This window comes from Staphylococcus kloosii (assembly GCF_003019255.1).
Taxonomy (GTDB): domain Bacteria; phylum Bacillota; class Bacilli; order Staphylococcales; family Staphylococcaceae; genus Staphylococcus; species Staphylococcus kloosii.
Map to the genome: position 1 here is coordinate 2,172,604 of NZ_CP027846.1, position 22,400 is coordinate 2,195,003.

Sequence of the window (22,400 nt, forward strand, 5' to 3'; positions counted from 1 at the left end):
AATAAATTTATCTTCATCCATGATTTACACCCTTAACACTCTTAATCTCTTCCGCCAAGATGACGATTAGGGGTGTTATTTTTAACGCTTGTTTTAGCTTCATTCCGTTTCCTCCTTTAAGTTGGTTAGATTTCGATTTGCTTTTCAATAACTGGCAAGATGCCTTCATCCTTTAACAAGTCATAAATAAATAATCTTCCTTGTTGTGTCCATTTCGTGCTTACCTTTGAATGTTCTTCATCTAGCGCATATGTGCTTGTCTGCGTGTAACCTTTATCTTGGTATTTAGCGTAGAGTAACCAGATATCACCTTGCTTATACTGAACCCCTAAATCATGTAGCAATGTGTTCAACGCTCTAGCACTCATGCCGTAATCCTTTGCTATCTTGCTGACTGATAAAAGTGATTTATTCTGTAGTACCAAGTCGTAATAAGTAGCTTTAGGCTTTAACTCGCCTATTTGCTGTTTTTGAATACTGTTCTCAAGTTGTAGTTCTTCGTTACGTTCTAAGTTCTCTAATAATTGAGCAACAGCCTCTTTATACGAACCGGGTAATTTATTCTGTAGTGCGTTTTCCATTTCATTAAATTTATTAATGTAAGCCATTTTGAAATCGTTATGACCTTGAATGTTGAACATATACAAAGTGAAACCGTCTTTGGTTAAAAGGTATTCCTTTAATCTTCTACCTGTATTGTCTTTATATTCGCTAGGAATAATTACTGAGCTCACATTTGAGCTGAGCATAATTTTTTCTAAATCTCTAATCACGTTTTTATGTGCTTTGCCTAATTCTTGAGCAATTACTCTACTAGAGACTACTGCACCTAGTTCCGAGTTGTTTTCAATTTGAATTGTTTGTAATTCATTCATTAACTGTTCACCTCTTCTTATCACTTAAAGTGATAGTGATATTAAATTTTTTTGGCCTTGATGTAATCTACTTCCGTATCAAACAACTTAGCCAAAGCATATAATTGAATGCCCTTTAATTCTGTATCGTCTTTCTCCCATCTGATAACAGTGTGTTTAGTGACACCTAACTTATCTGCAACGTCTTGCTGTGTCATTTTTGAATTAATCCTCCAAACTTTGACTGGAAATTCTCTTGGCATTTTTAATCACCTCCTAGTTGCTAAATACAATATTACTATTACTTAAAGTGATATGTCAACATAAAAAGTAATATTTTTTCTTAAAAAGTGATATTACCTATTGTAATAATAGTTTACTTATGGTAAGTTAATATTACATTAAGTAATATTAAAGGAGCAGAAAATATGGAGTATAAAAGCGCTAGAAAAATTTTGTCGGAGAACTTAGAACAACTTATGAAACAAAACAACATTACACAAACAGAACTTTCTGAAGCTATTGGCGTAAGTCAATCAACTATTTCTAATTGGATAAAAGAAGTAAAATATCCACGTATTGGAAAAATCGAAGAACTTGCTGAATATTTCAATGTTCCCAAATCTCGGATTACTGAAAGACAAGCTGTAGTCAATGAAAAACAAGACACAATCGCAGCACACTTTGATAAAGAAAATTTAACAGATGCTGAAAAACAAGAAGTTGAGGATTTTATTAACTATCTAAAAAGTAAACGTAAATAAAGGGTGTATTAGATGGGAAAATATGAGGAATTAGTAAATAAATATAAAGACTTAAATATTATTGAAACTGATATGCTTCCATCATTTCAATCAGGTATGTATTTTAATAACAAAATTTATATTAACAGTAATAGATCCGAAGCAGTTAAGTTAGAAACGTTAGCAGAAGAATTAGCACATCATAAACTCACATACGGGAATATAACTGACCAATCTCAATTTAACAACAGAAAATTTGAAGGATATGCAAGACGTTATGCAATGGAGCAACTCGTTTCATTAGAAGGTATCATAGACGCTTTTAAAAATGGTTGCCATAATTTATATGAGATAGCTAATTTTTTTGAAGTTTCAGCAGGTTATGTACAAAATTGCTTGTCTCATTATAAACGTAAATATGGCACTTATGCTCGATGTGGGGATTATGTAATTCAGTTTGAGCCATTAAGAGTTTTTGAATATAAAAAAATAGATTAAAGGATGGATGTAGAATGACTGAAATGAAAGATTTTATTTATTTAGATATGGATTCCGTATCTAGTATATCAGCCCAATTATTTGAAGGTAATATTACAGAACTTATAGATGAGAAAGCAGTACAAAGAGGAAATAATATTGAGGATAATTACGGAAGTAATGAATCGAAAAGCACAGGTGCAAAAGCAGGAACACATGGTACAGGGGTAAATGGTAATAAAACAAATCAGACTTTTGAAGGTAAAACAATAGAATTTTTTAATAATGATACTTTTAAAACTGGAGTTAAGAAAGCTTATGATGATTTCCTTTATAACAAAGTAAATGAGGTGCTAAAAGAAAATCATGAAATACATTCCTTAGAAAATAGTAATCAATTTGATTTTGTTGATATTGATGATGATTTTAGTGTTTTAGATTTACATACTTCTTCAAGAATATTTGATACTGAGTTACTAAGACAAATGCCATACATTAATAATCGACTTGAACTACCAACTATTAAATATTTAGAAGATAAGTACAAAAGTGCAGATAAATATCTTACAAATCCAGGGTCAAAAAAATTGCCAGGTCATTTTGAAAATATTGAAGAATTGCAAGAATTTCATGAAAGTTTCCATGCAATGTCATTAATGAAAACTTTTAACGAAATGAGCAAACATTTAGCTAGTGTATTAGGGAATAAAATAATCTTTAACAAAGGCAATACAATATTGATTGGTGATAGAGAAAATTTGAGGATTCCAGGAGAAACAATATCACTAGCTAATGAAGTTAAACTAAAAGGTTTCGGAAGGAAAATTACAAGAACAGTCGCATTATCTTCTGTAACTAATTTTCAGAATGTAGAATTTGATAAAGAAGAATTTCTTTCAAAAGGCACTCAAGGCATGCTGATGATTTTTCTAACCTCTGTTTTAGGTTTAAAAGAAAATGACACCTTCGATATAATTCAACCAATTGGATTAGAATTCTCAAAAGTGCCTAGATAGTTCTTTCTCTACATGTTTTTGAACATCTGATTTATGCATATTTTCTTCGTATTCACTTATTTTGTTTTTGGTTTTCTGATAATTCTTATGGTGTGAATCAGACATAGTTTGACGTTCTTTTTCAATTTGAGATATTTTATTTTTAATCAATTTAATCATACACATCACACCCTTTTTAATTATTATAGCATGTTTTTTTTATTTTTACACCATGGGCACCCCCTACCGTGCCCTATATAAAATTTAAATAAAGGGGCAAACTATTCATGGATAATATATTAGTCTATGCAGAGTATATAATAGTTGGGATTATTTTAGCATCATCTCTGCTCTTTCAACGTGTTAGAACATTTAGATATTTTAAAAAGAAAAATAAATAACGCCTAACTGAGTTAGACGTTGAGAGGTGGTGAAATTAATATGCCTGAAAATAATAACAAGCAACAACATAATCCTAAAGAGCCTGGTCACAGTGGTGGTGGCGGACTGGGTCATGAGAAAAGAAATAATGAACCTGTAAAAAAAAGATATAGAAACCACACACATGACCATGAAACATTAAGTGAGTCAAAATTAGAAGAAAAATTTGGAAAAGATTTCAGAAAAGATAGGAAATGATTAATCTTTAAATCCGTAAATTTTATAATAACTTGTCGTATTAGTTTTATGATACACATAATATGAGTCGGCTTTAGCTAATTTTTGATTTGTGAATTTGCTAGTTGTAGAAATTATGAAACTTACATCTAAGTTATTATCAACTTCATGTTTTGCTATTAAACCGTACATAGCTGGTTTCTCAATAAATTCATCATTATAGCATTCAATATAATAACTCATTTTACTATTAGAAAGAACGAAATCAATCGCATGTTCATGTATTAGTGCATTCTTTTGAAAGTCAATTCTAGTTTTATTCATGTGTGATCTAAATATATTTATTAAAAATACATAAATATATTTATTAAGAACGAATATTATCAACATTGCAGATATCAATAAAGCTATTGATATGCTTAACAACTCATTTTTTATAATAATGCCTATAAAATTGTTAACTAATATAAAAATTCCAATACTTACTAGTGAAAAAAGTATAGAAAACATCTTTTTAATCTCTGATTTTTCTGTATCGAAAATAGACAAATAATCTAAATAAATATAACTGAATAATCCTGCAACACCTGAACTACATAGTAATAAAATAAATTCCAACTTCTCACCCACTTTTTATTTTTTATTATAGCATATAACTATAAATTAAACACTATCCCATAGTTTTTCCCTATGGGTATATATTTTTATCTTTTTTAAGGAGGAAGATTAAACATGGCATCATTTACAGTAACAAAACGTAAAAATAAAACATCTACGACTTGGCAATACGATGTGAAAGACTCTAGTTTTAAATCTGGTAAAAAACGTAAGTCAGGATTTAAGACTAAAGCAGAAGCAATTAACGCAGCACAGCAACTTATTAGAGATTTGGAAGATGGTAACAAGATTGAAGATAATAAAACATTTGAAGCATATTACAAAGATTGGCTCATTATAAAAAACAAAAAAGACTTATCTCCTCGTCAATATTATTGGTACGAACGCTCACTCAAATTATTTAATGATTATTTTGGTGAAAATATGTTACTTAAGAATATTAAACGTACAGAATATCAAAAGTTTTTAAATAATTATGGTAAAGGGCATGCTGATGAAACAGTAAGGAAAGTAAATGGTTGTATCGGCCCATGTTTAAGAGAAGCTGTTTATGATGGATATATCAAGAAAGACCCCACTTTCAATGTAACTGTAAAAGGAACTGTTAAGCCAAAAGAGGAACATTTTAAATATATGAGTATAAAGAATTATTTAGATATGATGGAATATTTCAAAAGTAAAAATGAACAAAGTTATATTTTTTTATATTTACTAGCGATAACAGGAGCAAGATATAGTGATGCAATTAATATGACTTATGATGATCTAAATAAGGGAAATGGGATTATACATTTACCAGGAACAAAAACGAAGAATTCTAAGAGAGATGTTGAAGTTAGTCAAAAAGATATTACATTAATTAAATCTAAATTAACTCATCTACCTCGTAGAATAGACGGAAAATTATTTTCATTAAGTCATTCTGCAGTCAATAAATCGTTTAAACACACTAAAGATATGATTGGATTAAATGATGATAATGTAACACCTTATTCACTAAGACATACACATACATCATACTTACTTTCCAAAGGTATCCCTATTGAATATATAAGTAAACGTTTAGGACATGCAACCATATCACAAACACTCGACACGTACTCACACCTTTTAGAAGAACATAAAAAAGAGCAAGGCCAACGTGTCAGAGAATTATTCTCTTGACACATATTTGACACTTACTCTCTTGAAACCCTATTAAATCAAGGGTTTGATACGGAAACGGAGGGATTCGAACCCTCGCGCCGCTCTCGCGACCTACACCCTTAGCAGGGGCGCCTCTTCAGCCAACTTGAGTACGTTTCCAATGGCTCCACAGGTAGGACTCGAACCTACGACCGATCGGTTAACAGCCGATAGCTCTACCACTGAGCTACTGTGGATTAATAGTACTTCTTATCAAGCACAAATATTATTATATCAATTACAGACAATTTTTCAAGTAGAAATATCAAAAAAATATGCGGAACATTTACACTAATTTAATATATTATTCCGCATATTTCATTTTTACATGAGAAATTAATATACTATTTATGTTCAAACAATGAATATTTTGCTAAAGCTTCATAAATATTTAATTGCGGTTTAGTATAATCGATCGGTGCATCTGGATCAAATGTAGTTATCCTTGCTTCTCTATCCATCATATAATAATAGTAAATAGCGTTTAAATATTGATGTCTCATGCTATGTGCAGAAATATCAATCGTTATAAATTGGTTATCAACGAAAGTTACTTTACTCTTTCTATCTTTTAGTGATTTAATATTTTGCACATAATGAATATTGATCCAAGTGTTTTCGTCTTTTCTATCAGAGTGTGTTGGAAAAAAGTATGTGGGAAATAACGGAGTGAATAATATTGGGGGTTTACTAATAATACCTGTGATGCGAATGGTGTCTTCTTTCTTAAAATGATAACTACTACCGTAAAATCGACACGAACGTTCAATTATTTTATGCGCTCTTTCTTTAAATTCTTCTGTTGGTTGCTTATATTTTAATATTCTTGTGCCACCATATTTTCTTTCTTTTGTATCAAACGGTTGAACTACCATGTCTCCTTTCTTAATAACATATTTATTAATTATCTCAAACGCCTCCTTCAATTTTATTGACTATATAGTATATCAACAAAAATATAAAATCAATAAATTATTAAATTATTTTTTCTTTTTTATCATTTTTTATATAAATGAGCTGAATTTTTTCCAGTAAATAATAAATTTAAGTATACTTTTACACCTTTTTCTTTTAAAATGTCAGAATATTCATTGATTTCAAAATTTAATAATTGTATAATTAACTTAAATATATAGAAGGGGTGTGTTGGAGATGAAACATAACACAAATGTAAAATACAATACATTGGAATCATTTGTTTCTACAATTAATGACCTAGGTATCGAACTTATCATAGATGAATCTTTAAGAAACGTTCGAAAAGAGCAATTAGAAACATTAATCGACAAAGCGCTTCAGAATAAAAACGAACAAGACTTTAAACGCTACACAGAAGAATACAAACATCTGGAGGAATTTCTCGTTGGTTAAGTTAAATAGCTCATCATTATTATAAAAAGTCTATTCCCTACTACATTTAATAGTAAGTGAATAGACTTTTTATTTTTTGCTTATGACATAAGTCTGATTAATTCATAACGGTCAATATCCCCAAAATAATGCCGGATATCATATTGTGATAATGCTTCTGCTATACTATCAAAATCATGCAATGTACCTTCTAATGCATGTTCTAACTCAGTAATATCTCCTTCACCGAAGAAATCTCCAAATATTTTTGCATGTTCTATGCGACCTTTTTTAACATCGAATTTAAGCTGCACGAACCCTTTTTCAAACTTTTCTTCTCTAACAAAGTTATATTTAGGATTTTTACCATAATTCCATTCCCATGTACGATATTTTTCATTGCTTAATTGTTCAATGTTTTCCCAATCTTGATCAGTTAATTTATATTCTTCTACATGGTCCGCTTCACCAAAAATAGTTTTTAGAATCACTTTTTTAAATGTATCAATATCGATAGGTTCATCTAAAAATTCAACAATATTTGCGACACGACTGCGGACTGATTTAATTCCTTTTGATTTTATTTTGGCTGGATTCACACGGAGTGCATTTTGTATCTCATTTAAATCACTGTTTAATATCAAAGTCCCATGACTAAACATTCGTGATTTCACTTTAACCATTGCATTACCGGAAATTTTTGCTTGTCCGACTTGAATATCGTTGCGTCCACTCATCTCTGCATCTACACCCAATGATTTTAATGCTTCTACAATTGGTTCTGTAAATTTTTTAAAATTATGGAAACTATTACCATCGTCGTCAGTAATAAAACTAAAATTCAGATTACCAGTATCATGGTATACTGCCCCACCACCAGATATACGTCTAACCACGTCGATATTATGTTTTTCCACATATTCTTGGTTTACTTCTTCGATAGTATTTTGGTTTTTACCGATTATAATAGATGGTCTATTGACGTAAAAAAGAAAATAACTATCATCATTCGGCATATTTTTTAAAACATATTCCTCCATCGCTAAATTGATAGTCGGATCTGTAATATTATTGTTGCTAACGAATTTCATTTTTTTCACTCCTTAACCTCTTAAGTGCCCTTATCTTATTTATGCAATATTTTTATTAAAAATGCCAATTATATACTCGCAAAATGAATATTTCTTTTTAACGTTATTTTATTTCACACGTCTTAATAGTTATTTGTTTATTTGTATTCAAATTTTTAGTACAATATATGCTAGTAAACATTTCTAGGGAGGATTTTACATGACTGTCGCTGAAGTAGGTAATATTGTAGAATTTTATGATGGCTTAAAAGGCAGAGTTGAAAAAATAAATGATAATTCGGTCATCGTTGACTTAACTATCATGGAAAATTTCGCTCAGTTAGATTTACCTGAGAAAACTGTTATTAATCATAAAAGATATAAAATTGTTGACCAAGAAGGATAAAGAATATGAAAAGAATTTCAAATGCATTGTTATGGTATATTATTAGCTTCATTGTATTTCATATCATTTTATACATCATGTGGGGAGAAAAACAAGAATACTGGAACTTATACACTGGTATTATGTTAATTGCAGGCGTGAGTTATGTTTTCTATCAAAGAGACATTAACTCTAAACGCCTTTTATCTTCTATTGGTGTTGGTATTCTAAGTGGTATCGTGCTTATAGTTGTCCAACTTATAATGGCGGCTATTGCTTATGATTTAACTTATGCGCAATTAGTTAAACAGTTAGCACACACTGGTGTTTATTATAAATGGCAAATGCTTATTACATTAATTTTTGTAATACCATGCCATGAATTATATATGCGTACAGTATTACAAAAAGAACTAATCAATTTGAAACTACCGAATTGGCTTAGTATCATCATAACAGCACTTTGTTCTGCGTCACTCTTTTATTACTTGGATAACCTATGGATAGTATTATTTATTTTTATCGTTCAACTTATATTATCTATCAGTTATTTATATACACGCAGAATTGCTACAACAATCATTGCACAAATTGTAGCAGTTGTTATCTTATTAATCTTTAATGGATAATACATAATTTATATTTTAAAAACGTCTCAATTATTTACTAATTGAGACGTTTTTTATATTCGACTCTTAAGTTATATTACTTATAAATGTACTACCTAAGACATCACGTACATCATGTATAACCAAGAATGCCTTCTCATCTTCTTGATTTACTAAATTTTTGATTTTAGTTACTTGAGATTGCGGTACAACTACATAAAGCATACCTGAAGCGTTTTTAGAGTAACCACCTTTACTTGGCAAAATCGTAGATCCTCTTCCTGTGAAAGCATTAATCTTGTCTGCTATAACCTCGTTTTTCTCAGATATAATCGTAACAGCCTTTTTAGGATTAAATCCTTCTATAATAAATGAGGTTGCTCTTTCAGTTACGAACAGCATTATAATTGTGAATAATACATTTTTTAATGGTAAAACCATTAAGAAGGATAATACGATTAAACTATCTAGTATAAAAATAGATTTAGCTGTTTTAAAACCAAAATATTTATTTAATATTCTAGCTACAACGGCAGGTCCGCCTACTGTACTGCCCGTAGATAATACAAACCCAACACTGGCTCCTATAATAGCCCCACCAAATAATGCGTTAATGACAAAATCATCAATACCTAGATTCATATGTTTTGTTAATTCTAAAAATAATGATAACGATGAATTTGAAATCACCGTATAAATTGCTACAGTTTTACTTAAATATTTCCACCCTATAATAATAAGAATGACATTAATAATAAATGATGTTAATGCTGGAGAAAGACCAAGTGAATACTTTAAAGCTAACGATATCCCTACTGTTCCTCCATCACCTAAATTTGAACCTAATAGAAAGCAATTTACACCAACAGCATTGACGAAAGTACCAATTAAACAAATAATAATATTTTTATAATGATCTTTAATTATAGCTTTCATATTTATACCTCCTTTCATACATATATTTCACATTATAAAAAAGCACCTCTAACTTGAGGTGCTTTTAATTTCTAATAATAAAAATTATAAAAGAATATTTATTATTTAAAAAGCCTTTTTTTATCTTTTTTCTTATTTAACTATTGTTCTTCTTTCCACCACAGCGAATCTTTAGGGTTTTCAATAGCTATTTTATATTCTTTTTGGTTCTCTACGTTTGGATATGAACCTTTTAGTGATTTATTAGCTGTGTCTGTGAATAACGTTAAGACAACGACAATTCTTTCAATACTAATAAACAATGTGTTTTTAATAACGATATAGTAAAAATTGTTATATAATTTGTATTTATCTATCACATTTTCACTTTGAAACTTTGTTTATCTTGTATAGCGTAATTGTGGTCTTTTAAATTTCGCGCTATTAAATCATTCATTGTCACATTTTTTGTGCCATGCACGACAGTGTTTTCTAAGTATTGACGGAAATTACGATAACAATAATCAGTCATACTTACGCGATACATATGTTCGAGATTAATATTATGCAATGTCACTCTGTTAAATGGGTCTGCAGTCATATCAACTTCATAATCTATACCTTGCCAAAATGTACATAACGTTTCATCAATAATTGTTACGCTTAGCGTGCCATTTGTGAATTCAATATGTGAATAGCTATATTCCAACATATCTTTAATTTGTTGTCCTTTTAATGTTAAATTAATCGGAATGTCTGGATGCGGATAAGCATTATACAAATCAACGTTTGCTACTTGTCCTGATAATCCTTCTTCGCCACTTTTAGGTAAATGCACACAAGAGATGTCAAAATCATAAACGAGTCTAATGCTGTCATGTAACAATTGTGTAAATGGATGTGGTTTTGTGATAACATCTTCCAAACCATTTACCTTAGCATCGACATCTTGCGCAGAAATAATTTCTTCACTCCAATATTCGACTGCTTTTCTATCATAGTATGTTTCGGTTAATAATGCTTCATCTTCTTCATAATCATTTAAGTCGATAATTTCAGAAGTTATATCTTCTAATTCAAAAGAACTTGTACGCTTTTTAAAATCAACGAGAATGTGAATAAGATTTTTGGCATTTTGGCCGGCTTGAACATAGACAGTTTGGTCATCTTTGCCAATAAAAGTTTGGTGTTGATGGCCAGTGATTAATAAATCTATTACACCAACTTCTTGCATAATTTTTTCTGCCTCATTAACATTTTGTTCGCGTTCGTTAGATGATTTATTTAACTGATTAATACCACCATGGTAAATGACGATTAAAAAGTCTGGCGCTTCTACTTCATGAATATATCGAATCCAACGTTTAGCAGATAATAATGTTTTTTCAATCGCCACATCCTGCTCCATTTCAAAATATTCACGATCCATTAAACCGTCAGAGGTTAAACCTACGATTGCTAGTTTAATGCCCCCTATTTCTTTAATGGTATATGGCGTAGAAAAATATGGTTCACGCGTTTGTTTGTATTCAATATTTGCTGATAGCCATGGAAATCTAGAGAGCGACACAGCTCTAGAAAAAAATGATAAGCCAAATTTAAATTCATTAGGACTTATACCACTAGCATCATAACTCATCGCATTCATTAACTTAATCATTGGATGTCGTTTATACGGAGCAACGACAGCATAATAAAAAGCTGCTAAAGAGCCCGCTAAACTACCACCACTATCTAGTAATAGTACTTCTTTACCTTGTTCTCGCATTTGTTTTACATACGTTCCAGCACGATAAATATTAGAACCGTGTTGTCCATTTAAAAAGTAGCTGTGCATATCCGAAGTCGCAATAATGTCTATAGATATTTTTTCGCTCTGTGTCATATATCTCGCCCCTTTATCAATGCTAGTTTAACATGTTTTCTTATTATTTGGATAGCAACTATAGAGCGTTGTTATATAAAAATAACCAATCAACGCTTTTCTCAATGAACAATCGTTGATTGGCTATTTACTTTAAACTTTTATTATAATCCTAAAAAATTAACCGATTTGTATACGTTCTTTTGGATAATGATATTTATCAGGTTCTCTTCTACCTGCTATCATAATTACGAAGCTAATCAAGCCAACACGGCCAATAAACATTAAGATCATTAAAATAACCTTTGTTGCTCCGTGTACGTTATCCGTTACGCCCAGTGATAAACCACAAGTACCGAATGACGACATAACTTCGAAGAACGCTTGTAAAAATGTTATTTTCCCTTGCTCTATAATTAAAATAAGCACTGTACTAATAAACGTTAAAAATGAAGCCATCGTGAAAACTGCAAATGAACGCTGAATATCAGTAGTGTGAATTTCACGATTGAATGCTTTAATAGATAATTTTTCAGTGTTGTTATTAAAGTTTAATAGGAAGAGTATTAATATCGCAAAAGTCGTGGTACGAATACCACCACCTACAGAACTCGGTGAAGAACCAATAAACATTAAGAATCCCATAATTAGGTTAGTTCCTTCACTAAAATGACTAACATCAATAGTTTGTAAACCAGCACTTCTAGTTGTGGCTGATTGGAATAGTGCATAAAATAAACTTTTGTGCCATGACATATTATGAAATGCATGATTATGTTCAATTAGTAAAATAATAATCACACCAAAAACAAATAAAAACAAATAAGTCACAGTAGTAATTTTTGCAAAAAGTGAAAATCTAAAGTTCGGTATTCTGTTTTTAATATAAGCCTTAATTTCTAATAAGACTGGAAATCCAATGGAACCGAGTATTATTAAAAACATAACAATCGTCTGTACAAAATAATCATTAGCATATGGTATTAAAGATTGTCCTGTAATATCTAAACCGCCATTTGTTGTTGCTGATACGGATACAAAGAGCCCTTGCATAATGGCATATTCTATATTCGGTGTATCTCTATAAAAATAAAATGTTAATAATACTGCACCGATAAGTTCAATAATTAACATTGTTCTTACAATGTCTAATATCAATTTTACAGTACCACTCATCGTATCTTTATTGTTATCTAGCATAATAAGTTGGCGTTCGCGAATACCAATTTTTTTACCTAAAACCACCCATAATAGCGTACCAATAGCCATGACACCAATGCCACCTATATTCAATATAATCATTATAATGACTTGGCCAAAGGTAGAATATGTTTCGGCTATATTAATGGGCGAAAGACCAGTAACACTAACTCCTGATACAGCTACAAATAATGTATCTATAGGATTTACATGTGCACCCGCTTTATGTACAAAAGGTAAATTTAATAATAAAAATGATACGATAATCGCAACTAAATAGTACATCACTATCCCTTGTTGAGGGCTGGATTTCTTAAATAATTGATTGAAAATGGACAAAGCGTTACTTCACCTCAACGTTACTTCAATTTGAGCTTGATATTTTTTAAATTTCCATCGCGATAAATTTGAGCTGATAAAGGTTTCAGGTCATTTTTATGACTGAAAATAATTTGTCTATATCTAAGCGTATCTTCCACTTGTTTTCCATCTAATTTTACTATGACATCATTTTTTTGCAACCCTGATTTATCTGCAGGGCCTTCAGGCTTAACTTCTCCGACTACTACACCGTTGTCTACTTTACTAGGTAAGTTTATTGATTGCTTAGCTGTATCATCTAATTCATTTACACTAGCAATTTTAACGCCTGTATTAGGATAATTAACTTTACCTTTTTTCTCAAGTTGTTCGGCAATTGTTTGAACATGATTTACTGGTATAGCAAACGCCATGCCTTCAACGTTCTTCATGCTTATTTTCATAGATGCAATACCAATTAGTTTGCCATTTCTATTTACAACTGCACCACCTGAATTCCCTGGATTTACAGGGGCATCCATTTGAAATGCATCCATTAAAACATCATAATGACCATCTTTATCGATATCTACTGGCACATGTCTATTTAAACCAGAAATAATTCCTTTAGACACTGAACCTTTGAATTCAGTTCCTAACGGGTTACCGACTACAACAAGGGGTTCACCTAATATTAAATTTTTAGAATCGCCCATTTTTATAGCTTTAACATCTGAATCTTGAGTTAGTTTCGCTTTAACAACAGCAATATCTGACCATTTATCAGTCCCTAAAACTTTACCTTTAACTGCTTTATTTTCACCATATGTAATTTTTTGTTCCTCTTTATCACCAACAACGTGAGCATTAGTAATAATAAAAATGGAGTCGCCCACTTTCTTGTAGACGACACCGGATCCTAACTCACTATCTTTTCTAGCTTCCTTAGTTTCCTTTTGAACAGAAGATGAATTATTGCTGGTATCATTCTCAACAGTTACAACTGAACGAATGGCGCTATTAGCACTTTTCATAGTAGCTGTGTATTTAGGTTTATGATTGTTACTTGATTTAAATAATGCATTGCTATCGTGACCGTTATGATCCACATTATTAAATATTGCGTTCATTAACGTTAACAATAAAATAACACCTATAATAATTAATAGCTTTGCCCAATTTTGAGAAAAGAAGCCTTTCGTACGCGAAGACAAACTGTTTTCCTTAGCATTATTTGATTTCGTGCCGTATGTGTTTGACGAAGCATCATCGTCGGTCTCTTTATAACGTTCATCATCTGAAATAAATTGATTCACACGTGATTGCTGTGATGCTTCAGTGTAAAATGGTTGATCGTTTTCTTTTTTATGGTTGTCTTCCGACACCGTTTCACTGTCATTTAACGAAGTATCGCTTAAGTTTTGATCATCGTTAGACTGATTATTATCAGCCACCGCATCTTTATTAGTTGCAGCATCAATCTGCTTATCATCTGTAACATCATGTTGTTCAGTTACTGGTTGATCTTGTTGTTCATCAGCAGATGATTTGTCAAATTGTTCTTCGTCTGTATCTGCATTTGCAGTATCATTTTTTGTTTCATCTAAATCAGTTGCTGGCACTTTATTACGTTGATTGGCAATTTCTTGTTGATGTTGTATTTCTTCTTGAGTTAGTTTTTCGATACGTGATTTTTGTAAATTCTCTTTCACACGTTCTTTATTGTTTTGTGCTAACGTCGCATCTTTTTGAGCTTGTTGCTGACGGAGCTGTTGTTCTTGTTTTACACGTTGTTCACGTTCTTCATTATGAAAAAACTGGCGGCGTGAGCGACGATACTTACTTCTAGGTATCACCTGTTTTTTATCTTTATCCACCATTATTCCCCCTATCTTACACGCTTCATTAATTTATATTATGACATATAAAGTCAAAAATTTCTGCATTATACTATGTGAAATATTTTTAAAATTGCACAACATCATTACCTTCAACATAATCATAGGATTTTTACATCGGTTGCGCAATATTATTAGTAAATTAGAAGTAATAACAAAACCCTAACAACATTAATGCTGTCAGGGTTTTAAAGAGATATTATTTGTTTTGATTTTTATTGTGTCTCATTGATGATAACCAGCCAATGATTACGAGTAAAATCATAACTGACCAGAATATTGACTGCCATAACATACCATGTGGGAATTCATGTGGTAATACACCAATATCTTTGTGCGCTAATACTAACACGACTAATTTGATACCGACCCAACCTACGATGGCAAAGGCAGCGCCTTCTAGACCAGGATATTTATTGAGTAACTCAACAAACCAAGTTGCAGCGAAACGCATAATAATGACACCAATCATGCCACCTAAGAACATAACAACAAATTGACCTAAATCCATACCACCGAAATGTATGCCAACTTTCGGAATCGTCATTGCAATTGCCAACGCTGCAAGCATTGAATCTATAGCAAAGGCGATGTCTGCAAATTCCACTTTAAATACTGTGCCCCAAAACGCTTTAGGGCCAGCTTTAATTTCTTCTCCATCCTCACCATAATGGTGATCATCGCCGGATTCTTGTTCTTCTTTGTCTTTATGCTTAAAGAATTCATACAGGTTTTTAGAAGACATATATAGTAAATAAAGTGCTCCTGCTGCTTGTATAAACCAGAAATTAGCAATAATACTAATTAAAAATAACGCCATAAATCTAAAAACAAATGCACCTAATAAACCGTAGAACAATGCTTTTTTACGTTGTTCTGGTGGTAAATGTTTTACCATAACTGCCATAACTACAGCATTATCTGCTGCCAATAGACCTTCTAGGAATACCAAAACTACAAGTACCCACAAATAAGGTAAAATCAAACTCGGATCCATGAATTACAACTCCTTTATTTTTGTACATAAAAATAGAGACCTTAGCAATATAGACATAAATGCCGAAAAGCATAAATATATCTATAGCAAAGGTCTCACTCTGTGAATATTCATCCACCCACTCCACCGGAAAGTTATACTTTCGTAATGACGATGATAGTGACTTATATAAATTCAAGATTAATAATTCGCTTGATTTTATTAAAAGTTAAGTTACTCCCCTCTGACTATACAGTCATCGGTCTTTAATTTTGTAAGCTTATTATACACAATGTGATAAATTATAACAAACTATATAGTTTAATTTCTGGAAACTTATCTTCAAACCATCTTGTAGCAAATTCATTTTCGAATAAGAAGACGTATTGGTCATAACGATCTTTAACTAATATAGAACGTGTCGAGTTCATTTTATCTTGAATATCTTCTTCATTCTCAATCCAACGTGCTATTTTACGGCCCACAGGCTCCATAACAACATCGACGTTATATTCATTTTTAATTCTATGTTCAAAAACTTCAAATTGTAGTTGCCCTACTGCACCTAATATAATTTGATTTGTGTGCAACGTTTTATAGTACTGAATGGCACCTTCTTGCACAAGTTGTTCTATACCTTTATGGAAATGCTTTTGTTTCATAACATTTTTGGCAGATACTTTCATAAAGATTTCAGGTGTAAATTGTGGGAGTTCTTGGAAACTATATTTTTGATTTCCTCCAACTAATGTATCACCGATTTGGTAGTTTCCTGTATCATACAAACCAATAATATCACCTGCAACAGCGTGATTTAATGTTTCTTTATCATCCGCCATAAACGATGTTGAACGTGTAATCTTTTGTTTTTTCTTTGTACGTTGTAATGATACATCCATACCACGCTCAAATGCACCACTTACAATTCTCATAAAGGCAATTCTGTCTCTATGTTTCGGGTCCATATTTGCTTGGATTTTAAAGATAAAGCCTGAGAAATCTGTATCAAATGGAGATACAGAAACATCTTCTTTTGTTTGTCTTGCGTTTGGCATCGGTGCATGATCAACATATGCATTTAAAAAGTTTTCTACGCCGAAATTAGCTAATGCAGAACCGAAAAATACTGGCGTTAAATCTCCGGATAATAATGCTTCTTCATCAAAGTTCTCGCCCGCTTCTTCAACTAACATTAATTCTTCGATGGCTTGTTGATAAGCACTATCGTTTGTAATGGCATGATCTTCTTCTAATTCGTAATCGTCATTTAAATGAAGTATGTTTTCTTCATCTCTAAATGGTTCGATTGTTTTGTCTTTACGGTCGATAATACCGAAAAAGTTTTGCCCCATACCAACTGGCCAATTCATAGGGTATGTTTCAATTTCTAATGTTTCTTCGATTTCATCTAATAATTCGAATGGCTCTTTACCCACTCGGTCTAATTTATTAATAAAAGTAAAGATTGGAATACCTCTCATTTTACAAACTTTAAAGAGTTTCAAAGTTTGTGGCTCTATACCTTTGGCACAGTCAATAACCATGACTGCACTATCCACCGCCATTAGTGTACGATAAGTATCTTCTGAAAAGTCTTCGTGCCCAGGTGTATCTAAAATATTAATCTTATAATGATCGTAATCAAATTGCATAACTGAACTCGTAACTGAAATACCACGTTCTTGTTCTACTTTCATCCAATCACTCGTTGCAAACTTGCCACTTTTTTTACCTTTAACGGTACCAGCTTCTCTTATGGCACCACCAAATAGTAATAATTTTTCTGTTAACGTCGTTTTACCGGCGTCAGGATGAGAAATTATCGCAAAGGTTTTTCTCGATTCTATTTCTTCTTTAATACTCATTTATATTCTCCTTTAATACTTCTAACCATTCAATGATTTGATTGGTAATATGTGTAGATTTTTGTTCGTCGAAAATAGTAAATAAATGCATTACAAATTCTTCTTTAATACCTATTGTATCTAATAAAGTAGATACTTCTACAGACCAATTATAATCTGGAATCCCTACAAAATAGACATTATTCTCTTCATTAATATATAAATAAACTCGCGTTTCATCTTTTAAATATCTAATCGCCACTAGGACCACCACCGAATTTTTCATAAGCCGCTTCTAGACCAATTAAATCATCTCTGTGCGGTACTTTAATATGTCCTGGCATAATTTGATACGGTTCTCTTCCTTTAGAAGCAAGTACGACTGTATCACCTGGTTGCGCTATTTCTATCGCATGTTTTATTCCTTCTGCACGATCATCAAATTCTACATAATTATTGTGTGTCGCTCCTTTAGCTAATTCTGCTGTAAGCATTTTTGGGTCATCATTAGCTGGATTATCAGGTGTAAAGATAACATAATCCGCTCGACTTGCAACTCTACCCATCTCAGGTGTTTTAGTTAAATCACGTTCACCTGCCATGCCACATAAAAATATCAATTTTTGTTGCGCAAATGGTTTAACTGCATCGATTAATTTATCCATACCGTCTGCAGTATGCGCGTAATCAATAATTAAATCTATAGGTAGTGATGGATCTAATACTTCTAATCTACCTTCTACTGGTTCTAAAAACTCAACCGCATTAATCACTCGTTCTAAACTTTCACCTTTGCTCCAAACTGCAATAATAGCAGCCATTATATTGGCGATATTAAATTTACCTACATAAGGTGATTTAACAGTATAGTCTCCAAATGGCGTTGCTAAATCGAAAGTCACACCTTGTAAAGTTTCATTTATATTCTTAGCCATAAACTGTGCTTCATTATCTATACCATAAGTAAACACTTCAAATGGTGTTACAGTACGTAAATACTCTGAAAAGTCATCATCATTATTTATAACAGCATATTTATCTTTAGATAAGTCTTCACCTAATTGACTAAATAGTAATGATTTAGCATGACCATATGCCTCCATTGTGCCGTGAAAATCTAAATGATCTTGCGTTAAATTTGTAAAGACTGCAACATCGAATTCTACACCACGTAAACGTCCTAATGACAAACCATGACTCGATACTTCTAGCGTCATTGCTTCAGCTTCAGCCGTTACAGCTTCGTTAATTTTTTTAGTTAATGACACAGTTTCAGGCGTTGTATTTGCCCCTTTAGTTTTTGTTTCATTAATTTGAAAGCCATTCGTACCTAAATAAGCACTACCTTTATTTAACTTTCTATAAATATGATGAATCATCGTAGCAACTGACGTTTTGCCATTTGTACCTGTTACGCCATATGTAATAAGTTGTTGGCTTGGATAATTAAATAGTTCATTTGCTAATAAACTAGCTACGCGTAATGTATCAGGTACGATCACTTGAGTGACTTGCCCAGTAACCGAAACTTCTCTATCAACCACTACGATTTTACAGCCCTGTTCAACCACATTTTGGCAAAATTTATGACTATCTACCGTATATCCTTCAGACGCAACAAAAATACTGTTTTCTGTCGCAGTTCTAGAGTCCGTTGTTATATCATTAACGTCATATTCTAACGTTCCAATTATTTGTTTAACTTTGATTTTTTCGAACAATGCATTCGCATTCACCATCAATCGCTCCTTTAATTCGCTTATAGCCATTATACACTTTTTCACTTCATTTTATAATGATGAATTATTATCATTAAAATTCATCTGTAAAATGCTTATTCTTTCCTATTAATATGTAATTTTAACTTAATATTATTTTACGGTCATTAAATTTGTAGATTTTGTGTCCAAATGATTTTAGCAATACTTTTAATGACAATAATGGTACGCTATTACTAAATTACTTAAAATTCGTACTTAATAGTATGAATTATTTCAATTCATATTGTAAAATGATATAATTTTGACTAAATGTGCTTATTTTCTTTCTCATAACAAAAAATTGCGATAAAATAAAGACAAGTTAAATAAATATAATGGAGGGTGACTGAAATGGTTACTCAAAAGAAAAAATTGTTGATAATTACTGGTTCCTTTGGTAATGGCCATTTACAAGTGACGCAAAGTGTTGTCAATGAACTTAATTCGATGAACCTTGAAAACTTAACAGTCATTGAACATGATTTGTTTTTGGAAGCTCACCCGATATTAACGACTATATGTAAAAAATGGTATATCAATAGTTTTAAATACTTTAGAAATATGTATAAAAACTTTTACTATAGTAGACCGGAAGAATTAGATAAATGTTTTTATAAATATTATGGTTTAAATAAATTAATCAACTTATTGTTAAAAGAGAAACCGGATTTAATTCTATTAACATTCCCTACGCCGGTTATGTCAGTACTAACTGAGCAATTTAATATTAATATTCCAATAGCAACTGTAATGACAGACTACAGAATGCATAAAAACTGGATTACGCCTTACTCAGAAAGATATTATTTAGCAACTGAAGATTTAAAAGACGAGTTTGCTTCTATCGGTATACCACAACATAAAATAAAAGTTACTGGTATACCTATTGCAGATAAATTTGAAGAAGATATAGACAAAGAACATTGGTTAACTCAAAATGGTTTAGATCCAACCAAACCAACTATCTTAATGTCTGCCGGTGCTTTTGGAGTTTCTAAAGGCTTTGATCAGATGATTAAAGAAATATTAGCACAAAGTCCACATTCTCAAATTGTTATGATTTGTGGTAAAAGTAAAGAACTAAAACGTAATTTAGCTGCACAATTTAAAAATTACGATAATGTTCTAATACTAGGCTACACGCAACATATGAATGAATGGATGGCATCTAGTCAATTAATGATTACGAAACCAGGCGGTATTACAATATCAGAAGCTTTGACACGTCAGATACCTATGGTCTTTTTAAATCCTGCACCAGGACAAGAACTAGAAAATGCTCATTATTTCACTGACAAAGGCTATGGCAAAATTGCTTATACGCCAAATGATGCAATTAATATCGTATCAGACCTCACAAATCATCCAGAACAATTAGCAGCTATGGCTAAACATATGGATGAATCTCGGGTTAGTTATTCAACTTATAAATTATGTCGCGATTTATTAGATTTATTACATCACTCTACACAATATGAAGAAGTGTATGGAAAGGTACCTTTATATGCAAAATTCTTCGTTAAATAATTTTAAACAAAGTAACAATTTCATTATTATGCTTGTAATCTTATTTTTAATGGAATTTGCACGTGGTATGTATATATTAAGTTACTTATCACTACTACCCACGGCAACTACTATAGCGGTAGGTATTACATCTACTGCTATTTCTATTCATTTTATTTCAGATGCGGCAACTAATTTTGTTATTGGTTTTCTACTCAAAAGATTTGGCTCTAAAATAGTATTAACATCTGGATTTTTACTCGCCTTTGCTAGTTTATTTTTAGTTATTTGGTTACCAACTAATCCTATCATTTTAATTGCCAGTGCAATGTTACTCGGTATCGCTGTTAGCCCGATTTGGGTTATCATGCTTGCTAGCGTCGAAGAAAAAAGCCGTGGTAAACAAATGGGCTACGTTTATTTCGCATGGTTGTTAGGTTTACTTGTTGGTATGATTACTATGAATCTTATCTTCAAGTTCGATCCAACAAACTTTGCATTTATGATGTCCCTAGTAGTCTTAATCGCATGGATATTATATTACTTCGTCAAAATTAGACTAACAAATTATAATACTCGCCCTGTATCAGAACAATTAGGACAAATTGTAGATGTTACTAAAAAGCATTTGATTTTATTTCCAGGTATCTTGTTACAAGGTGCTTCAATAACTGCTTTAGTACCAATTTTACCTATTTATGCTACGAAAGTTGTCGGCGTCTCTACTGTCGAATATACAATCGCCATTATAATAGGTGGTGTCGGTTGTGCAATCTCAATGTTATTCTTATCTAAAATTATTGATAACAACGGCAAAACATTTATGTATGCCATGATTTTTGGCGGTTTTGTGTTATACGCCATTATGATATTTGCACTTTCTCTTATTACAAATATTTATATTGTATGGGGATTAGCAATATTTATCGGTTTGATGTATGGCTTATTATTACCAGCATGGAATACGTTTATGGCTGCACACATTCACCCTGACGAACAAGAAGAAACATGGGGCGTCTTTAATAGTATCCAAGGTTTTGGTTCTATGATAGGACCTATCGTTGGTGGACTTATTAAAGAATTCACTAAAAGTGTTAATAACACATTTTATTTCTCAGCAGCTGTCTTTTTACTACTGGCAATATTTTATGGTTATTACTTTATTTCAAATAAAAATAAGCAAACACATTAAAAAACGTGTTATACGAAATGTATAACACGCTTTTTTATTCAA

General features: G+C 31.6%; 23 protein-coding genes, 2 tRNA genes and 1 pseudogene. 10 read left to right on the top strand and 16 right to left on the bottom strand.

The window, feature by feature from the left end; translation table 11 throughout:
* Positions 1–125: 125 nt before the first annotated feature.
* Together C7J89_RS10815 and C7J89_RS10820 are read right to left on the bottom strand one after the other, a co-directional pair.
* The gene (locus C7J89_RS10815; protein ID WP_103295818.1) at positions 126–875 is read right to left on the bottom strand and encodes a phage antirepressor KilAC domain-containing protein; all 750 of its coding nucleotides are present in this window, start codon (positions 873–875) and stop codon (positions 126–128) included.
* A gap of 41 nt (positions 876–916) precedes the next feature.
* Positions 917–1,117, bottom strand: coding sequence for a helix-turn-helix transcriptional regulator (locus C7J89_RS10820; RefSeq protein ID WP_103295817.1), 201 nt, complete (start codon positions 1,115–1,117; stop codon positions 917–919).
* A gap of 165 nt (positions 1,118–1,282) precedes the next feature.
* Between C7J89_RS10820 and C7J89_RS10825 the strand changes: the two genes are divergently transcribed.
* From C7J89_RS10825 to C7J89_RS10840, 4 genes are all read left to right on the top strand, one after another.
* Positions 1,283–1,618 carry a helix-turn-helix domain-containing protein gene (locus C7J89_RS10825; protein ID WP_103295816.1) on the top strand — a complete coding sequence of 112 codons (336 nt, stop codon included), beginning with the start codon at positions 1,283–1,285 and terminating at the stop codon, positions 1,616–1,618.
* 12 nt (positions 1,619–1,630) lie between these two features.
* Positions 1,631–2,095 carry an ImmA/IrrE family metallo-endopeptidase gene (locus tag C7J89_RS10830; RefSeq protein ID WP_103295815.1) on the top strand — a complete coding sequence of 155 codons (465 nt, stop codon included), beginning with the start codon at positions 1,631–1,633 and terminating at the stop codon, positions 2,093–2,095.
* A 14-nt stretch (positions 2,096–2,109) separates the two neighbouring features.
* Positions 2,110–3,090 (top strand): DUF6414 family protein, encoded by a 981-nt coding sequence (locus C7J89_RS10835; RefSeq protein WP_103295814.1) that lies wholly within the window; start codon positions 2,110–2,112, stop codon positions 3,088–3,090.
* A 420-nt stretch (positions 3,091–3,510) separates the two neighbouring features.
* Complete coding sequence (locus tag C7J89_RS10840; protein WP_103295813.1) at positions 3,511–3,708, top strand: hypothetical protein; 198 nt, start codon at positions 3,511–3,513, stop codon at positions 3,706–3,708.
* On the opposite strand, the gene C7J89_RS13250 is transcribed toward C7J89_RS10840, so the two are convergent.
* Positions 3,709–4,011: a hypothetical protein gene (locus C7J89_RS13250; RefSeq protein WP_142381017.1), complete on the bottom strand. Its 303-nt coding sequence runs from the start codon at positions 4,009–4,011 to the stop codon at positions 3,709–3,711.
* 408 nt (positions 4,012–4,419) lie between these two features.
* Here C7J89_RS13250 and C7J89_RS10850 point away from each other — a divergent pair, with 408 nt between their 5' ends.
* Positions 4,420–5,469, top strand: coding sequence for a tyrosine-type recombinase/integrase (locus tag C7J89_RS10850; protein ID WP_103295811.1), 1,050 nt, complete (start codon positions 4,420–4,422; stop codon positions 5,467–5,469).
* Positions 5,470–5,521: 52 nt separating this feature from the next.
* Here C7J89_RS10850 and C7J89_RS10855 read toward each other — a convergent pair.
* From C7J89_RS10855 to C7J89_RS10865, 3 genes are all read right to left on the bottom strand, one after another.
* Positions 5,522–5,610 (bottom strand) — tRNA-Ser (locus C7J89_RS10855).
* 2 nt (positions 5,611–5,612) lie between these two features.
* Positions 5,613–5,687: transfer RNA gene (locus C7J89_RS10860), tRNA-Asn, on the bottom strand.
* Positions 5,688–5,834: 147 nt separating this feature from the next.
* A complete protein-coding gene (locus C7J89_RS10865; RefSeq protein WP_061855517.1) occupies positions 5,835–6,398 on the bottom strand; it encodes a competence protein ComK in 564 nt (187 codons plus the stop codon).
* Positions 6,399–6,642: 244 nt separating this feature from the next.
* Here C7J89_RS10865 and C7J89_RS10870 point away from each other — a divergent pair, with 244 nt between their 5' ends.
* A complete protein-coding gene (locus C7J89_RS10870; RefSeq protein ID WP_048792741.1) occupies positions 6,643–6,861 on the top strand; it encodes an IDEAL domain-containing protein in 219 nt (72 codons plus the stop codon).
* An 80-nt stretch (positions 6,862–6,941) separates the two neighbouring features.
* Here C7J89_RS10870 and C7J89_RS10875 read toward each other — a convergent pair whose 3' ends face one another.
* Positions 6,942–7,931, bottom strand: a complete 990-nt coding sequence (locus C7J89_RS10875) for a lipoate--protein ligase (protein ID WP_061855078.1) — start codon at positions 7,929–7,931, stop codon at positions 6,942–6,944.
* A gap of 199 nt (positions 7,932–8,130) precedes the next feature.
* On the opposite strand from C7J89_RS10875, the gene C7J89_RS10880 reads away from it, so the two are divergent.
* Both C7J89_RS10880 and C7J89_RS10885 read left to right on the top strand, forming a co-directional pair.
* Positions 8,131–8,316, top strand: a complete 186-nt coding sequence (locus C7J89_RS10880; protein ID WP_048792739.1) for a YkvS family protein — start codon at positions 8,131–8,133, stop codon at positions 8,314–8,316.
* A gap of 5 nt (positions 8,317–8,321) precedes the next feature.
* Positions 8,322–8,924 carry a CPBP family glutamic-type intramembrane protease gene (locus tag C7J89_RS10885; RefSeq protein WP_061855080.1) on the top strand — a complete coding sequence of 201 codons (603 nt, stop codon included), beginning with the start codon at positions 8,322–8,324 and terminating at the stop codon, positions 8,922–8,924.
* Between the two features lie 66 nt (positions 8,925–8,990).
* Here the strand turns inward: C7J89_RS10885 and C7J89_RS10890 are convergent, their stop codons facing one another.
* From C7J89_RS10890 to C7J89_RS10930, 9 genes and pseudogenes are all read right to left on the bottom strand, one after another.
* The gene (locus tag C7J89_RS10890) at positions 8,991–9,839 is read right to left on the bottom strand and encodes a YitT family protein (protein WP_103294589.1); all 849 of its coding nucleotides are present in this window, start codon (positions 9,837–9,839) and stop codon (positions 8,991–8,993) included.
* A 140-nt stretch (positions 9,840–9,979) separates the two neighbouring features.
* A pseudogene (locus C7J89_RS10895) lies at positions 9,980–10,141 on the bottom strand (MFS transporter); the annotation flags it as partial.
* Between the two features lie 53 nt (positions 10,142–10,194).
* Complete coding sequence (locus C7J89_RS10900) at positions 10,195–11,703, bottom strand: bifunctional metallophosphatase/5'-nucleotidase (protein ID WP_103294591.1); 1,509 nt, start codon at positions 11,701–11,703, stop codon at positions 10,195–10,197.
* 159 nt (positions 11,704–11,862) lie between these two features.
* Positions 11,863–13,221, bottom strand: coding sequence for a TrkH family potassium uptake protein (locus tag C7J89_RS10905; RefSeq protein WP_061855083.1), 1,359 nt, complete (start codon positions 13,219–13,221; stop codon positions 11,863–11,865).
* Between the two features lie 20 nt (positions 13,222–13,241).
* Positions 13,242–15,062: a S1C family serine protease gene (locus C7J89_RS10910; protein ID WP_081108195.1), complete on the bottom strand. Its 1,821-nt coding sequence runs from the start codon at positions 15,060–15,062 to the stop codon at positions 13,242–13,244.
* Between the two features lie 217 nt (positions 15,063–15,279).
* A complete protein-coding gene (locus C7J89_RS10915) occupies positions 15,280–16,077 on the bottom strand; it encodes a TerC family protein (protein ID WP_061855085.1) in 798 nt (265 codons plus the stop codon).
* A 281-nt stretch (positions 16,078–16,358) separates the two neighbouring features.
* Positions 16,359–17,921 (bottom strand): peptide chain release factor 3, encoded by a 1,563-nt coding sequence (locus C7J89_RS10920; RefSeq protein WP_061855086.1) that lies wholly within the window; start codon positions 17,919–17,921, stop codon positions 16,359–16,361.
* Positions 17,911–18,162 (bottom strand): YueH family protein, encoded by a 252-nt coding sequence (locus C7J89_RS10925; protein ID WP_061855087.1) that lies wholly within the window; start codon positions 18,160–18,162, stop codon positions 17,911–17,913. The genes C7J89_RS10920 and C7J89_RS10925 overlap by 11 nt, the downstream gene beginning before the upstream one ends.
* Positions 18,152–19,636 (bottom strand): UDP-N-acetylmuramoyl-L-alanyl-D-glutamate--L-lysine ligase, encoded by a 1,485-nt coding sequence (locus C7J89_RS10930; RefSeq protein ID WP_103294595.1) that lies wholly within the window; start codon positions 19,634–19,636, stop codon positions 18,152–18,154. Before C7J89_RS10930 ends, C7J89_RS10925 begins: the two co-directional genes overlap by 11 nt.
* A gap of 375 nt (positions 19,637–20,011) precedes the next feature.
* Here C7J89_RS10930 and C7J89_RS10935 point away from each other — a divergent pair, with 375 nt between their 5' ends.
* Both C7J89_RS10935 and ltaA read left to right on the top strand, forming a co-directional pair.
* On the top strand, positions 20,012–21,187 hold the full coding sequence (locus C7J89_RS10935; protein WP_061855088.1) for a diglucosyl diacylglycerol synthase: 1,176 nt from the start codon (positions 20,012–20,014) through the stop codon (positions 21,185–21,187).
* Positions 21,165–22,358, top strand: a complete 1,194-nt coding sequence (gene ltaA, locus C7J89_RS10940) for a lipoteichoic acid biosynthesis MFS flippase LtaA (RefSeq protein ID WP_103294592.1) — start codon at positions 21,165–21,167, stop codon at positions 22,356–22,358. The genes C7J89_RS10935 and ltaA overlap by 23 nt, the downstream gene beginning before the upstream one ends.
* The last annotated feature ends 42 nt before the right edge of the window (positions 22,359–22,400 follow it).